General features: G+C 63.0%; 16 protein-coding genes. 11 read left to right on the plus strand and 5 right to left on the minus strand.

Annotation, left to right across the window (positions count from 1 at the left end; genetic code table 11):
- The first annotated feature begins 182 nt into the window (after positions 1 to 182).
- The 5 genes from petA (at position 183) to OUZ30_RS04835 (ending at position 4,167) form a co-directional block, all read left to right on the plus strand.
- Positions 183 to 788, plus strand: a complete 606-nt coding sequence (petA, locus tag OUZ30_RS04815; RefSeq protein ID WP_266181050.1) for a ubiquinol-cytochrome c reductase iron-sulfur subunit — start codon at positions 183 to 185, stop codon at positions 786 to 788.
- On the plus strand, positions 788 to 2,089 hold the full coding sequence (locus OUZ30_RS04820) for a cytochrome b (RefSeq protein WP_266181051.1): 1,302 nt from the start codon (positions 788 to 790) through the stop codon (positions 2,087 to 2,089). Before petA ends, OUZ30_RS04820 begins: the two co-directional genes overlap by 1 nt.
- Entirely contained in the window at positions 2,082 to 2,831 is a 750-nt protein-coding gene (locus OUZ30_RS04825) for a cytochrome c1 (RefSeq protein WP_425601476.1), read from the plus strand. Before OUZ30_RS04820 ends, OUZ30_RS04825 begins: the two co-directional genes overlap by 8 nt.
- A gap of 74 nt (positions 2,832 to 2,905) precedes the next feature.
- A complete protein-coding gene (locus OUZ30_RS04830; RefSeq protein WP_266181052.1) occupies positions 2,906 to 3,529 on the plus strand; it encodes a glutathione S-transferase N-terminal domain-containing protein in 624 nt (207 codons plus the stop codon).
- Positions 3,530 to 3,714: 185 nt separating this feature from the next.
- Complete coding sequence (locus tag OUZ30_RS04835) at positions 3,715 to 4,167, plus strand: ClpXP protease specificity-enhancing factor (protein ID WP_266181054.1); 453 nt, start codon at positions 3,715 to 3,717, stop codon at positions 4,165 to 4,167.
- A gap of 18 nt (positions 4,168 to 4,185) precedes the next feature.
- Here the strand turns inward: OUZ30_RS04835 and OUZ30_RS04840 are convergent, their stop codons facing one another.
- From OUZ30_RS04840 to OUZ30_RS04855, 4 genes are all read right to left on the minus strand, one after another.
- Positions 4,186 to 4,593 (minus strand): DUF3301 domain-containing protein, encoded by a 408-nt coding sequence (locus OUZ30_RS04840; RefSeq protein WP_266181055.1) that lies wholly within the window; start codon positions 4,591 to 4,593, stop codon positions 4,186 to 4,188.
- A gap of 81 nt (positions 4,594 to 4,674) precedes the next feature.
- A complete protein-coding gene (gene nadC / locus OUZ30_RS04845) occupies positions 4,675 to 5,529 on the minus strand; it encodes a carboxylating nicotinate-nucleotide diphosphorylase (protein WP_266181056.1) in 855 nt (284 codons plus the stop codon).
- Entirely contained in the window at positions 5,526 to 7,814 is a 2,289-nt protein-coding gene (locus tag OUZ30_RS04850) for a DUF1631 domain-containing protein (protein ID WP_266181057.1), read from the minus strand. Before OUZ30_RS04850 ends, nadC begins: the two co-directional genes overlap by 4 nt.
- Positions 7,815 to 7,977: 163 nt before the next feature.
- On the minus strand, positions 7,978 to 8,250 hold the full coding sequence (locus OUZ30_RS04855) for a Trm112 family protein (protein WP_266181058.1): 273 nt from the start codon (positions 8,248 to 8,250) through the stop codon (positions 7,978 to 7,980).
- Positions 8,251 to 8,315: 65 nt separating this feature from the next.
- On the opposite strand from OUZ30_RS04855, the gene purE reads away from it, so the two are divergent.
- Positions 8,316 to 8,819, plus strand: a complete 504-nt coding sequence (gene purE, locus OUZ30_RS04860) for a 5-(carboxyamino)imidazole ribonucleotide mutase (protein ID WP_266181059.1) — start codon at positions 8,316 to 8,318, stop codon at positions 8,817 to 8,819.
- Positions 8,816 to 9,970, plus strand: a complete 1,155-nt coding sequence (locus OUZ30_RS04865) for a 5-(carboxyamino)imidazole ribonucleotide synthase (protein WP_266181060.1) — start codon at positions 8,816 to 8,818, stop codon at positions 9,968 to 9,970. The genes purE and OUZ30_RS04865 overlap by 4 nt, the downstream gene beginning before the upstream one ends.
- 71 nt (positions 9,971 to 10,041) lie before the next feature.
- Here the strand turns inward: OUZ30_RS04865 and sodB are convergent, their stop codons facing one another.
- A complete protein-coding gene (gene sodB, locus OUZ30_RS04870) occupies positions 10,042 to 10,620 on the minus strand; it encodes a superoxide dismutase [Fe] (protein ID WP_266181061.1) in 579 nt (192 codons plus the stop codon).
- A 115-nt stretch (positions 10,621 to 10,735) separates the two neighbouring features.
- Here sodB and grxD point away from each other — a divergent pair, with 115 nt between their 5' ends.
- The 4 genes from grxD to olsF all read left to right on the plus strand — a co-directional run bounded on the left by grxD (position 10,736) and on the right by olsF (position 14,275).
- Positions 10,736 to 11,059: a Grx4 family monothiol glutaredoxin gene (grxD, locus tag OUZ30_RS04875; protein WP_266181062.1), complete on the plus strand. Its 324-nt coding sequence runs from the start codon at positions 10,736 to 10,738 to the stop codon at positions 11,057 to 11,059.
- A complete protein-coding gene (locus OUZ30_RS04880) occupies positions 11,059 to 11,829 on the plus strand; it encodes an SDR family NAD(P)-dependent oxidoreductase (protein WP_266181063.1) in 771 nt (256 codons plus the stop codon). The genes grxD and OUZ30_RS04880 overlap by 1 nt, the downstream gene beginning before the upstream one ends.
- A gap of 36 nt (positions 11,830 to 11,865) precedes the next feature.
- Positions 11,866 to 12,465, plus strand: coding sequence for a YhgN family NAAT transporter (locus tag OUZ30_RS04885; protein WP_266183103.1), 600 nt, complete (start codon positions 11,866 to 11,868; stop codon positions 12,463 to 12,465).
- 100 nt (positions 12,466 to 12,565) lie between these two features.
- A complete protein-coding gene (gene olsF, locus OUZ30_RS04890) occupies positions 12,566 to 14,275 on the plus strand; it encodes a bifunctional ornithine lipid synthase OlsF (RefSeq protein WP_266181065.1) in 1,710 nt (569 codons plus the stop codon).
- Positions 14,276 to 14,521: the final 246 nt, after the last annotated feature.

The raw sequence follows: 14,521 nt of genomic DNA on the forward strand, positions 1-14,521 counted from the left end.
CGAAAGCGAAGGCAGCGTGCAAACCGCTACACTGACCCTCGCTAACACCATGCGTGCCTGCTTTCTGGGTAGGGGGTTCTCTCGGCATGCCATGCTTGCTGCGGGACAGGATGACTCGCTTGGCAAGTACCTGTGGAACTCCAGTTCCGCGTCTCAATGGCATGTAAGTTCCGGAGAGCCTGATGGCGAACGAAGTCGTCGATCACGGCCGCCGCCGTTTCCTCACAGCGACCACAGCCGTGGTTGGTGGAGTAGGAGTCGTTGCGGCAGTCGTGCCCTTCATTAAGTCGTGGGAGCCCAGTGCGAGGGCCAAGTCCGCAGGCGCACCAGTGACGGTCGACATCGGCAAGATCGAGTCGGGCCAGAAGGTGACTTTCCCGTGGCGTGGTCTACCGGTGTTCGTGGTGAACCGCACCCAGGCTCAGCTTGATGCGCTGCCCAGTCAGGATGCCCGCCTCGTCGATGCAAAGTCGAACAGCGGCTCCGCCGAGCAGCAGCCTGCTTACGCGCAGAATGAAGGCCGCTCGATCAAGCCGGAATGGCTGGTGCTGGTTGGCCTTTGCACCCATCTGGGCTGCGTGCCCGACTTCGTACCGACGATGAAGCCCGAGCCGTTCGACCCCGAATGGAAGGGCGGTTTCTACTGCCCCTGCCACAAGTCACGCTATGACATGGCGGGCCGCGTCTACCAGGGCGTGCCGGCACCGAAGAACCTGCTGGTGCCGCCGTACCATTTCGTCGACGACACGCACATCCAGATTGGTGTGGATCCGAAGGAGGCCGGCTAATGGCCAACGCATTCACGCGCATGGGCGATTGGGTCAATGAGCGCGCACCGGGCCTGATGCCGGTGTATCGCAAGCACATGACCGAGTATTACGCGCCGAAGAATTTCAACTTCTGGTACTACTTCGGTGTGTTGGCGCTGCTGGTGTTCGTCAACCAGATCGTCACCGGCATCTTCCTCACCATGAACTACAAGACGAGTGCGGCGGAAGCCTTCAACTCGGTCGAGTACATCATGCGTGACGTGGAGTGGGGCTGGCTGATCCGCTACATGCACTCCACCGGCGCCTCGCTGTTCTTCGTGGTGGTGTTCCTGCACATGTTCCGCGGCCTGATGTACGGCTCGTACCACAAGCCGCGCGAGCTGGTGTGGCTGCTGGGCATGCTGGTGTTCCTGGCGCTGATGGCCGAGGCCTTCATGGGCTACGTGTTGCCGTGGGGCAACATGTCGTTCTGGGGCGCCAAGGTGATCATCTCGCTGTTCGGCACGGTGCCCGTCATTGGCGGCACCCTGGTCGAATGGATCATGGGTGACTACCTGCCGGCGGACGCCACGCTCAACCGCTTCTTCGCGCTGCACGTGATCGCGCTGCCGCTGGTGCTGCTGTTGCTGGTGGTGCTGCACATCTTCGCGTTGCACGAAGTGGGTTCGAACAACCCGGACGGCGTCGATATCAAGCATGGGCCCAAGGGCAACCGCTGGAACCCGAACAAGCCGGCTGACGGCATTCCGTTCCATCCGTACTACACCGTGCACGACCTCGTGGCGGTGGGCTTCTTCATGATGATCGCGGCGTTCATCATCTTCTTCTCGCCCACCGTGGGTGGCTGGTTCCTGGAGCACGACAACTTCATCCCGGCCAACAACCTGGTGACACCGACCCACATCAAGCCTTCCTGGTACTTCACCCCGTTCTACGCAATCCTGCGCATGATCCCGTCGTTCTTCGGCACGGCCTTCTGGGGCGTGCTGGGTATGTTCGGCGCGATCGCCCTGCTGTTCCTGTTGCCGTGGATCGACGCCGGCAAGGTGCGCTCGATCCGTTATCGCGGCACCGGTTTCAAGGTGGCGCTGATGACGTTTGCTGGCTCCTTCATCGGCCTCGCCCTCGTGGGTGCGGGCGTGGTCGGCGAGAAGCTCGTCGACTGGGTCCCTTCGGACGCGACCTTCTGGGAGAACGCATTTGGTCGCGTGATGACCGTCATCTACTTCGGGTACTTCGTGTTCCTTTGGTGCTACACGCATCTGGGCTGGGAAAAGACCAAGCCGGTGCCGGAGCGGGTGGTGTTTGACCATGACTAAGCGACAGTCCTCGATGAAGAAAACCATCTCCTCGTTTGCGCTTGCGATCGGCCTGTTGGTCGGCACCACCTCGGCCATGGCATCGGAAGAGGGCGGCTTGCCCTCGGCCGGCACCAATGTCCGTGACCAGGCTTCGTTGCAGCGTGGCGCCAAGCTGTTCTTCAACTACTGCGTCGGTTGCCACTCGCTGAAGTACGCGCGTTACTCGCGTATTGCCGAGGACCTTGGCCTGTCCGAACAGGAGGTGATGAACAACCTCAACTTCACCGGTGCGAAGTTTGGCGACACGGTGATCTCGCACATGCCGGAGGATTCGGCCCAGCAGTTCTTCGGCAAGGCGCCGCCGGATCTCTCGCTGGAAGTGCGCGCCAAGACCGCTGACTGGGTCTACGGCTACCTCAACTCCTTCTATCTGGACCCGACCCGCCCGGTGGGCTGGAACAACACGGTGTTCCCGAACGCCTCCATGCCCAATCCGCTGTGGGAGCTGCAGGGCCTGCAGACCGCCGTGATGAAAAACGGTGGCGAGGAAGTGGAGAAGCTCGAACTGTCGCAGCCGGGCAAGCTCACGCCGGCACAGTTCCAGCAGGCCACACGTGACCTGACTACGTTCCTTGAGTACGTTTCCGAGCCAGCGGCGCTGCAGCGTCAGCGTTACGGCATCTGGGTGCTGCTCTTCCTGGCAGGCTTCACTTTCCTGGCATATCTGCTAAAGAAGGAATACTGGAAGGACGTGCACTAAGACGTTGCTCCATAGCCTGAGGTACGGCGGCCTTGAGCCGCCGTACCCGCTTAACGTCGATGGGGAGATCGCGCATGGTTCCAAGTGCTCGTTCGCGTACCGCACTCGCCCTCTATACCACCGCGGACGGCATTCAATGCCACCGCACACGGTTGGTGCTCGCCGCTAAAGGCGTCACCTACGAGCGGGTATTGGTGGACCCGGCCAGGCCGCCGGAAGACCTGCTTGACCTGAACCCGTATGGCACGACGCCGACTCTGGTCGACCGTGACCTTACGCTCTATGACACGGCGGTCGTCTGCGAATACCTCGACGAGCGCTACCCCCACCCGCCCTTGATGCCGATCGACCCGCTGTCCCGGGCCAGGCTGCGTCTCGCCGCGGTGCGGATCGAGCTGGACTGGCTGCCCGAGATCGATGCCATCCGGGCTGGAGGGCGACCCGCCGATACCGCCCGCAAGCGCTTGCGTGAGCACTTGCTGGCGTCGTTACCGCTGTTCAAGGCGTCGAAATTCTTCCTCAACCCTGAAATGAGCCTCGCGGACTGCCTGGTGGCACCGGTGGTCTGGCGGCTGCCATGGTTGGGGGTGGATCTGGGGCGTGAGGGTAAGCCGATCCTCGACTATGGCGAGCGGTTGTTCGCCAGCCAAGGCTATGCGCGCAGCCTGACCGCCGAAGAAAAGGCCATGCGGCCCTGAGTTGCCGCTTGGCGTCCGCGGCGCCGCGGCCAGGCGCCGACCGGTTTCCGGCTGGAATGTAGCGGCAAACCTGCGCCGCTCGCGGCAGATTTACCTTCATCTAGCCCCGAGTTGGCTTAAACTCCTCCGATCTCCCTGGCAAGCTGTGGCGATTCCGCCATGGGCTTCCATCAATAGGTTTTTGCATGACCGACGACAAGCTCCCGCCGATGACCCCCAATCGCCCGTACCTGCTGCGGGCCATCTACGATTGGATCAGCGACAACAACCTCACTCCCTACGTCCTGGTGGATGCCGGGCGCGAGGGTGTGCGGGTGCCGCCGCAGGTGGTGAAGAACGGGCAGGTGGTGCTGAACCTGGCGATGCGTGCCGTTGCCAATCTCGATCTGGGTAACGATTGGATCAGCTTTCAGGCCCGCTTCTCCGGTGTCAGCCACAACATTCATATCCCCATTTCGGCCGTCCTGGCGTTGTACGCACAGGAGAACGGCCAGGGCATGATGTTCCCGGCTGATGAAGATGGCGACACGCCGCCGCCGACCACCCCTGATCCGGACGACACGCCGCCGACTCCTGAAAAGGACGATGCGGGCGACAAACCCAAGCGCAGTGCGCCGTTCCTTCGCGTGGTCAAGTAGTTGAAGCGCCCCGCCGGCTCAATGGAGGCGGCTATCCTTGGGCAAGCGAGGGCGTATCGGCACCACGTTGTCAGCCGGTGTCGGTGGCACGTGCTCCGAACTCATGCCTGGTAGATGGCTCTGGATGGTGGGCAGGCTCACGCCGGTGAGCGTTTGACCGATCATCCATAGCTGGCCCGGTTCGCGATCGTCCCCATCGATACTCACTTCGAACGAGTAGCAGCGTTCCAGTAGCCAGCGGCCATCGATGCGGCGCATGCGCACGCCACGCAGGCCCACGCTTTCGTCGAGCAGTTGCAGGCCATGTTGTTGGCATTGCTGACGGCCTTCCTGGGTAGCCTGTTCGCGGGCACGGCTAAGCTTCAGCCAAAGGCCGATCACGGCCAGCAGCAGCACCAGCAGAAGCAGGTCCGAAAGTTCGCTCATGCAGCGAGAGTGTAGGCTCGGCCGACGGCATGCAAGGGCTGCGCGGGTTTTCCGTTAGCCATGCAGAAGATCGCTAGCGGATCAATCCAGTTGCAATCGCAACGAAAGATCAACCGCGTGCACGTGCTTGGTCAGTGCACCTACCGAGATGAAGTCCACGCCGGTGCGCGCGAAGTCGCCAATGGTCGACAGATCCACGTTGCCGGAAATTTCCAGGTCTGCACGACCTTTCGCGATGGCGACGGCTTCGCGCATCAAGGGCAGGGTGAAGTTGTCCAGCATGATGCGATCGGCGCCCGCTTCCAGCGCCTGCTGTAGCTCTTCGAGGTTTTCGACCTCGACTTCGAGCAGCAGCGACGGATGGAGTTGACGCGCGGCCTTGGCTGCCCGCTCGATGCCACCGGCCGCGATGATGTGGTTTTCTTTAACGAGGATGGCGTCGTAGAGGCCGATCCGGTGATTGTGGCCGCCGCCGCATAGCACGGCGTATTTCTGGGCCAAGCGCAGCCCTGGCACGGTCTTGCGGGTGTCCAGCACGCGCACGCCGGTGCCAGCAACGGCGGCGACGTAGGCTGCCGTGATGGTCGCCGTGCCCGACAACAGCTGCAGGAAGTTGAGTGCAGAACGCTCGGCGCTCACCATGGCGCGCGCGTTGCCGCGAATCCGGCAAATCACCGCGCCCGCATGGGCGCGCTCACCATCACCTAGCGCCCAGTCGATCGTTACCTGTGGATCGAGCTGGCGGAAGCAGGCATTGAACCAGTCGATCCCCGCCATCACCGCATCTTCGCGGCAGGTCAGGGTGGCGCTTGCGAGTGCGTCAGCTGGCAACAGGTCGGCCGTGGCGTCTCCAGTGCCGATGTCTTCGGCAAAGCAGCGTTCCACATCCGCGCGGATCAGCTCGGGTGATGGTGGAGCAAGCGAGAGTGAAGTCATTCGGTATCGGTGGCGGTCGCCGTGGCAGGCAGGCTAAGACGGCCGACGATGGCATCCAGGGCGCGGTCAAACAGTGCCGTGGAATCAAGCACGCGTGCCGTACCCGCCGCGAGCGCTGCGGCAAGTTCTTGCGGGGCGTGGTCGGCCACTTTGAGACCGCGGCGGTTCACGAACAGGTAGCGTCCGCTCATCGGGCTGATCCACGAAAGCTTGGCGCGCTCGATGGTCTCCGGGCCGGTCATGAACTCAAGCCACGTACCAGGCTTGAGCTCGGAGACCAGCAGCATCTCCGGCGTATCGAGGGCGGGCTCAGCCTCAGCTTCGGACCGGGCCAGCTCGGCTTCGCTTTCGACGATCGGCTGGATGCTCTCGGGTATCGGCAGCGTGGTGGATTCTTCCGCCGCGTGTACCTCGGCCTCCGGCACAGGCTCGCCGAGCTGATGGCGGTAATAGGTGTGCAGCTGAGCCAGCAGGCGGTCGATGTCGCTTTCCTGGAAGGCGACATTGGCCAGGCCGCGGCGCAGGGCACGCTCGATGCCCGGCAGCATCTGGCGCAGCGCGCGACGCTCGTCGAGCGTACGGGCTGGCTTGGTGCTGTCGATAAAGTCATTGGTGAAGCGCACCGCATCGCGGAACTCGGAGGACTCTTCACCCTGGCGCAGGATGGTCAGCACCAGGTAGTTGGCCCAGGCGCGGGTGAGGATGCCGTGGATCAGCGGCGGCAACGCGTGATCGCCGATGCGGCTGAGGATTTCGCGAGCGGCGCGGCGACGAGCCTGTTCCAGCTTTTCACGGCCGCGAGTGGACTCGGCGACGCGTTGCTCTGCCAGTTCGGCGCGACGCCGGCTGATGTCTTGGAATTCCTGCAGCTCGGTGCACAGGCGCTCGAAAATGGTCAGGTCGTCGTCGAAGTCCTGCAGCAGGCGATCGACGATGGATTTGACCTTGTCGTGCAGGCGATGGTCACGATCCGACTCCGCTGACCAGCCCTTGGCGGCATCAGCCAGATTGTCGAGCAGGCGGCGCGCCGGATGCTGCCGATGCGCGAACAGCTTGCGATCGAGGATGGCGGCCTTGAGGTAAGGAATCTGCAGGCGAGCCAGCAGTACCTGCATCTCGGTCGGCAGGTTGCGGTCTTCGAGAATGAATTCGAACAGCATGCCGACGAGATCGATGGTGTCCTCGTCGATCGTCGAGACCTGGCTGGGGCGTTCGCCGCGCAGCGAGCCGATCTGGGCGAGCAGATGCTCCTTGAGATGCTGCACTTCGCCGGCCAGCTCGATCGCATCGCTGGCGCGCAACGGCATCTGCTGGCTGATGGCGGCCTGGCTCTGCAATACGCTGAGCGCGCCGATCAGCTCGTTGGCGCTGGGCATCTGTATCGCGCCGGCCGGCAGGTGGGCCGACTCGAGGCCACTGCGGCGCGCACTGAACAGAGTACGCAAAGTCTGCAGCAGTTCACTGGAAGCGACGCCTTCGTCTTCGGAAAGGAACGCGCCCTCGGCCTGATCGCCACCTGCGGCGGCCGCCGCCGCAGCGGTAGCACCGCTGCCGGCACGCGATGCGCCGCCCCGGGCCACTTCGTGTCGCAACTGCGGCAGTACACCGGCCTTGATCAGTTCGGCGTTGATCTCCTGGTACAGCTCGTCCAGCGAAGCCAGTACGTAGCGATCGAACAACTTGTAGATGATGAGCTTGACGCGCATCTCGGCGTTGAGTTCGCGCATCGCCTGGCGGAACGCCTGGGACAGTGCGGACGGACCGACCGGGTTGCTCGCGTCGTCGATCTGGATGCCACCGTAGATCACCGACAGGCGCTGGTTCACAGCAAAAAGATCGCGCGTCAGGCGCGACTCGTTCTTGCCGATCATGCTGGTGATGGCGAGCGATTCTTCCAGTTCGTTGTCGGCGACCAGCGACAATTCCACCGACCCGATAGGGAGCGGCGAGCTGCTGGTCGTGCCCGAATTGTTGCGATAGTTCGAGGAGAAGTCGCTCAGGTCCCGTGACACCTGGGCCAGGAAACTGCGCTCGACGATCGGGCGGCGCTTGCGCACTTCGCGCATGCCGTCGAAGTAATGCATCTGTGCGGCGTTGTTCTCGGCCTTCTCTGCCAGGTCGAACAGCGCATCGTCGACATGCTCGAACATGCCGTTGATCAAGATCTGCAGGCGACGACCTGCGACGTCCCGGACGTTGTTCAAGAGGGCGCCTCCGCGCTCGCTGGATGGGTCCAGGCGCTGGCTCAGGCTGACGATATTGGATGGTTCACTGGCGTCTTTCATCGCCACACCCCTAAGTGATGCCGATGTTCAATCAGCCCATCGCGACAATACGCTAGCCTACAATAAGGTAAAGTCGGGCACGCTGTCATGCCCCACGTGGTCGGGCTGTGACGCGGTCGTCAAGGGCAGGGATTTACGCCAGGGGGAAAGTCCGGCGCAAGAGTCAGGCGGCGGTCGGAAAATCCCGCAGTTGGGTGGTTCCGATGCCTTCCTCCGGGAGCATCACGGGGATGCCATCTTCGACCCGGTAGATGACCTTGCGATCAGTGGTGATCAGGCCCTCGGCCAAGGCTTCACGGACGGCGACGCCGGCCACGCTTTCGACCTGGCTGTTGCCGATGGCGCTGTTCAGGGCTTCGAGTTCAGTCCGGTTGAGCAGACGGACCGGAACCTTGCTGACGGGGCAGCACAGGATGTCGAGGAGGCGTTTGTCCATGGTAAGCGGGGTCGTGTCGGAGCGCGGAAAACTCGTACAATAGCCCCTTTTGGATGGCTTGGGTCATGACTTCGACTTCTCTCCCGCCGCGCGTAGGCGTTGTGATGGGCTCCCGCTCGGACTGGGAGACCATGGAGCACGCGGCTAACGTGCTGGTCGAACTGGGCGTGGCGCATGAAGTACGGGTGGTATCCGCGCACCGCACGCCAGACCTGCTGTTCCAGTACGCCGAGCAAGCGGTGGGTCGCGGTATCCAGGTGATCATTGCCGGTGCCGGCGGTGCCGCTCATTTGCCAGGCATGCTGTCCGCCAAGACGCGCTTGCCGGTATTCGGCGTACCGGTGCAATCGAAGGCCCTCAGTGGCATGGATTCTTTGCTGTCGATCGCGCAAATGCCTGCGGGTATCCCGGTCGGAACGCTGGCCATCGGCCGCGCCGGTGCGGTGAATGCAGGCCTGTTGGCGGCCTCGGTGCTGGCCTTGCATGACGCGTCGTTGGCCACCGCGCTGGACAACTACCGTGCCCGCCAGACACAGAGTGTGCTGGATCATCCGGACCCGCGTTCGTGACTGCTCGCCGTCAACCGGTGGTAGGCATTCTGGGTGGTGGTCAGCTCGCCCGCATGTTGGCGCTGGCGGCGGCGCCGCTGGGCGTGAAGAGCCTGGTCGTGGACAGCTCCGCTGATGCCTGTGCCGGTCAGGTAGCGCCGCTGGTGGTGGCCGACTGGTCCGACTATGAGGCCTTGGAGCGCTTTGCCGGTCGGGTCGACGTGGTCACCTTCGATTTCGAAAACGTGCCGGCGGAAACGGCGCACTGGCTGGCGCGGAAGGTGTCGGTGTTCCCGGCGCCGCGTGCCCTGGCCGTGGCGCAGGACCGGTTGGCCGAGAAGACCCTGTTTCATGAGTGCGGACTGCCGACACCCGCGTTCAAGGCGATCGACACTCGCGCCGAGCTCGATCAGGCGTTGGCGATGATTGGTGCGCCGGCCATCCTGAAAACCCGGCGGCTGGGCTACGACGGCAAGGGGCAGTTCCGCATCAAGACGCTGGCGGACGCCGATGCCGCCTGGGCTGCCCTGGGTGCGCAGGCGGCGGCGCATGGCCTCATCCTTGAAGCCTTTGTGCCGTTCGATCGCGAACTTTCGGTGATCGCCGTGCGTAGTCGCGATGGCGATTTCCGTACCTGGCCGTTGACCCAGAACTGGCATACCGACGGCGTGCTCTCGTTGAGCCTCGCGCCGGCGCCGGATATCTCAGCGCTGCAGGAGCGTGCCACCGGACTGGCGCGCACCCTGGCTGAAAAGCTCGACTACGTCGGCGTGTTTGCGCTGGAGTTGTTCGTCAAGGACGGCCAGTTGCTTGGCAACGAGATGGCGCCGCGCGTACACAACTCAGGTCACTGGACGATCGAGGGTGCGCTCACCAGCCAGTTCGAGAACCATGTGCGTGCCGTGCTTGGCCTGCCGTTGGGTGATACGTCGGCGCGTGGCCTGTCGGCGATGTTCAACTGGATCGGTGAACTGCCTGATGCGGCGCCGGTGCTTGATGCCGTGGATGCGCACTGGCACGACTACGGCAAGGAGCCGCGTGAAGGCCGCAAGGTGGGGCATGCCACGGTAGGTGCGGCCAATGCGGAACAACTGGTCGAGCGCCTCGCTGGCATCGCACATGCGCTCCATCGCGACCAGCAGGCCGATCCGGCCGTACGCGAACTCGGCTGAGCGATGCCCATGAAAGAACGGAGCCGTTACCGGCTCCGTTCTTTTACGCGAGAAGCGTTGGCCAGATGCGATCAGGCCAGGTTTTTCGCGGCAAAGTCCCAGTTGACCAGGTTCCAGAACGCCTCGATGTACTTCGGACGGGCGTTGCGGTAGTCGATGTAGTACGCGTGCTCCCACACGTCGCAGGTCAACAGCGGCTTGTCGCTACCGGTGATCGGCGTGGCCGCGTTGGAGGTGTTCACGATGCCCAGTGAGCCGTCCGCACGCTGCACCAGCCAGGTCCAGCCGGAGCCGAAATTGCCGACGGCCGACTTGGAGAACTCTTCCTTGAACTTTTCCACCGAGCCGAACGCCTTGGTAATGGCGTCGGCGAGCTTGCCAGTCGGCTCCTTGCCGCCGGTCGGGCTCAGCGAGTGCCAGTAGAACGTGTGGTTCCAGATCTGGGCTGCATTGTTGAACACGCCACCGGACGACTTCTTGATGATGTCTTCCAGCGAGGCGCTTTCGAACTCAGTGCCCTTGACCAGGTTATTGAGGTTGGTCACGTAGGCCTGGTGATGCTTGCCGTAGTGATATTCCAGCGTCTCGGCGGAAATATGCGGTTCGAGCGCGTTCTTTTCGTAGGGCAGGGCGGGGAGTTCGATCGCCATGAGTTGGCTCCTGGGCGTTGGCTAAGGGTTGGCCGGGTCGGCGCGGCCAGGCGGCCACCGATACACGGCTGATACACTACCGATCAATACGCATTGTAATGATGAATGAAAGACTATGGACGTTAACGAGCGAATCAAGGCCGTGCTGGCCGACCACGCCATCGTGCTCTTCATGAAGGGCACGCCGCAGTTCCCCATGTGCGGGTTCTCCAGCCGCGCGGTGCAGGCACTGAAAGAGGCAGGCGCGGAATTCCATGCCGTGAACGTGCTGGCCGATCCGGATGTGCGTGCCGCGCTGCCGCACTACGCCAACTGGCCAACGTTTCCGCAGCTGTTTATCCAGGGCGAGTTGATCGGTGGCTGCGACATCGTCGAAGACTTGAAAGTCTCCGGTGAACTCGCGCGCATGGCGGCCGAAGTGGCCGGAGTGCATCACTGATGGCCTTGCCGTTCGTACACCTGCCGCAGGGTTGGACGTCCACTGCGGATGCACTTGCTGGCCGCGTGATCCTGGTCACCGGCGCCTATGGTGGCCTCGGCGCGGCCGTGGCGCGGGCCGCGTCGCGCGCCGGCGCGACGGTGGTGATCACCGGTCGCCGCAAGCGTCAGCTGGAGCAGCTCTATGACGCCATGGTGAGTGAGGGACTGTCCGAGCCGGTCATTCATCCGCTCGATATGGAAGTCGCCACGCCGCGTGATTACGAGGCGCTGGCCGACGGCCTTGAGCGCGATTTTGGGCGCCTCGACGGTATCGTCCACGCGGCGGCCAGCTTCAACGGTCTTACGCCGCTTGCCGTCCACAAGCCGGATGACTGGCTGCGTGCGATGCACGTCAATGTATCCGCGCCGTTTGCGCTGACCCAGGCTTGCATGCCTTTGCTGGCGAAGGCGGAAGACAGTGCTGTCGTCCTTGTCCTGGACGATCCCGCCTTGATGCAGCGCGCCCACTGGGGTGGTTACGGCGTTTCCAAGGCGGCACTCGAACGCTTGGTCGAGATCCTGCACCAGGAGACCGAGAAGACGCCGCTGCGCGCGCATGCCTTGCTACCGGCGCCGATGCGCACCACCTTGCGACGTGCGGCGTACTTCGGCGAAGACACCACCATCCAGCCATTGCCGGATGCCACCGCTGCTGCAGCGGTCTATCTACTTAGCGCTCAGGGCCGGGTGGCGCGCGGCGCCGCACTCGACCTGCGTCCGCAAGCATGATCGTGCGACAGGGGCAGATCTGACATGGAAGCGCAGATGACCACGCTATCGGCGGCGATCCTGCTCTTCCTGATCATGGATCCGCTGGGCAATATCCCGATCTTCCTAAGCCTGCTGAAGGATGTGGCCCCCAAGCGCCGTCGCCATGTGATGGTGCGCGAGTTGCTGATCGCACTGGGCGTCTTGCTGGTTTTCCTTATCGGTGGCCAGCACATCCTCAAGGTGCTGCAGCTTAAGCAGGAGTCGATCAGCATTGCCGGCGGCATCGTGCTGTTCCTGATCGGTATACGCATGGTGTTTCCACCGGCGGATGGCGGCGGCATCTTCGGCAAACCTGGCGAAGGCGAGCCTTTTATCGTGCCGTTGGCCATTCCTGGTGTGGCCGGGCCTTCGGCCATGGCGGCGTTACTGTTGCTCACCAACACGCAGCCCGGCCGTACGGCGGATTGGGCCATCGCACTGCTGGGCGCGTGGCTGGCGACGGCGGTGATCCTGCTGTTCTCGACCTACCTGTTCCGCTGGCTGGGCGAAAGTGTGCTCACCGCGCTTGAGCGTGTCATGGGCATGCTGTTGATTGCCTTGTCGGTGCAGATGTTTCTCAGTGGCGTGGCAGCGTACCTCCATCTGGCCGTTTGAGACGTAGGGTGATCCCCTGCGTAACTTTTTTCGTCCCTGTGTGATCACCTTGCTGTCATAATTCGCCACCAGCATTTGGGGTATTCCCAAGGAGGCGGTCATGCTCAGTGTTGAACAGACCCTCACCGAACGTCTGCCATGGTTGGCGCAACATCCCCTGATCCGGCGGCCGATGGCCGGCATGCTGGGTCGCCTGGCCGATCAGGATGGTTTCAACCGGACGCTGGACGCGATTGGGGAGGCTGAAGGATTCGATTGCGTCGAACGCGCGCTTGAGATCCTCGGCGTCAGCTATTTCGTGAATCCTCGCGAACGCGAGAACATTCCGGTCGAAGGCGGCGTGTTGATTGTCGCCAACCACCCGGTGGGCATGATGGACGCCCTGACCCTGCTCCAACTGGTCGGCTCGGTGCGCAGCGATGTGCGCATCCTCGCGAACGACTGGTTGATGTCCATCCCGCAGTTACACAAGCTCCTGTTGCCCGTGGACGTGTTCGGCAAGGGCGCCGCGTCGCGTATGCGCGCCATTTATCGCGCGCTGGAGAATGGCGAGGCACTGATCGTATTTCCGGCGGGCGAGGTTTCAAGAGTGCGACCGTCCGGCGTGAGCGACGGACGTTGGGCGGATGGCTTTGCACGGTTGGCGCTGCACAGCCGCGTGCCCGTGTTGCCGATCCATGTGGCGGCGCGCAATTCCGCCATGTTCTACGGCTTGTCGATGCTGGCCAAGCCCCTGAGCACGGCCATGCTGCCGCGCGAAGCGATATCCCCGGTGAGCCGTCGCATTGGTTTCAGTGTAGGTGCGCTGGTCTCCGCCGAAGAGCTGGAGCAGCGCAGTGGCGGTTCCGCCAAGCGCGCGGCGAAATTGATGCGCCGCCACGTCTATCGCGTGGGGCGCCACCGTGGGCAGATTTTTGGTGGGCAGACGCCGCTGGCCCATCCGGAGCCGATTGATCGCGTGGCGGCCGAATTGCAGGCGCATGCCGAAAAGCTGGCCGATCTTAACGACGGCAAGCAGGTGTTGCTGTTCAAGGGTGCCTCCGACAGCGTGGTGCTGCGCGAGATAGGGCGCTTGCGCGAGCTCACGTTCCGTAAGGTAGGCGAGGGTACGGGGGCGCGGCGCGATCTTGACGTTTATGACGCGCACTACGAGCACCTCGTATTGTGGGATCCCAGGGCGCTGCGCATTGTCGGCTCCTACCGCTTTGGACATGGCGGCCGGCTGATCGCCGAACGCGGCATGGAAAGCCTGTATACGTCCAGCCTGTTCAACTATTCGCCGGCGCTTGAATCGCGCCTGGCGCAAGGCCTGGAATTGGGTCGCAGCTTTATCGCACCGGCCTACTGGCGCTCGCGCGCGCTGGACCAGCTGTGGCAGGGCATCGGCCTCTACCTGCAGCGCCATCCGGAGCTACGTTATCTGTTCGGTCCGGTCAGCATGTCGGTGAGCCTGCCGCTGGAGGCTCGCGAATGGATCGCCGCGGCTCATCAACATTACTTCGGCGCGCCAGGCCTGGCCTCTGCGCGGCAACCGTTCGAAGTCTCGCCCGCCGTGATCGATCTGGTGCGCGGCGCGCTTGAAGGTCTCGATCCCGCGGCGGGCCTGGGCAAGCTCAAGCATCATCTTGATGCGCTCGGTGTCAGCCTGCCGGTGCTATATCGCCAGTACGTGGATCTGGTGGAGCCGGCGGGTGTGCAATTCCTCGCCTTCGGCGAGGACCCGGGTTTTTCGGGTTGCGTAGACGGCCTGGTAATGCTCGATCTGGCCACACTCAAGCCGGCAAAACGCGCCCGCTATCTAGGCAAGTAGTACTCGCCGCCTCGTCGTGCATCCTTGCGCCAAAGGCGCAAGGATGCCGCCGTCCGGCCATCGCGGAGCTTGCGCGAGTCGTTCGAAGTTTCGATCAGACGAGTGAACTTCGGTGAGACTTGTGAGCAATCGGTAAATTTACTGTAAAATACTTATGCCAACCTTAGCGTGTTGGCCCATGCACAAGAAGTGTTTCGCTGCATGGGTCGATGTCGTCTGGTTGTCTTCTACAAGATATTTGCCCGA

The organism is Dyella humicola (assembly GCF_026283945.1).
Taxonomy (GTDB): Bacteria; Pseudomonadota; Gammaproteobacteria; order Xanthomonadales; family Rhodanobacteraceae; genus Dyella; species Dyella humicola.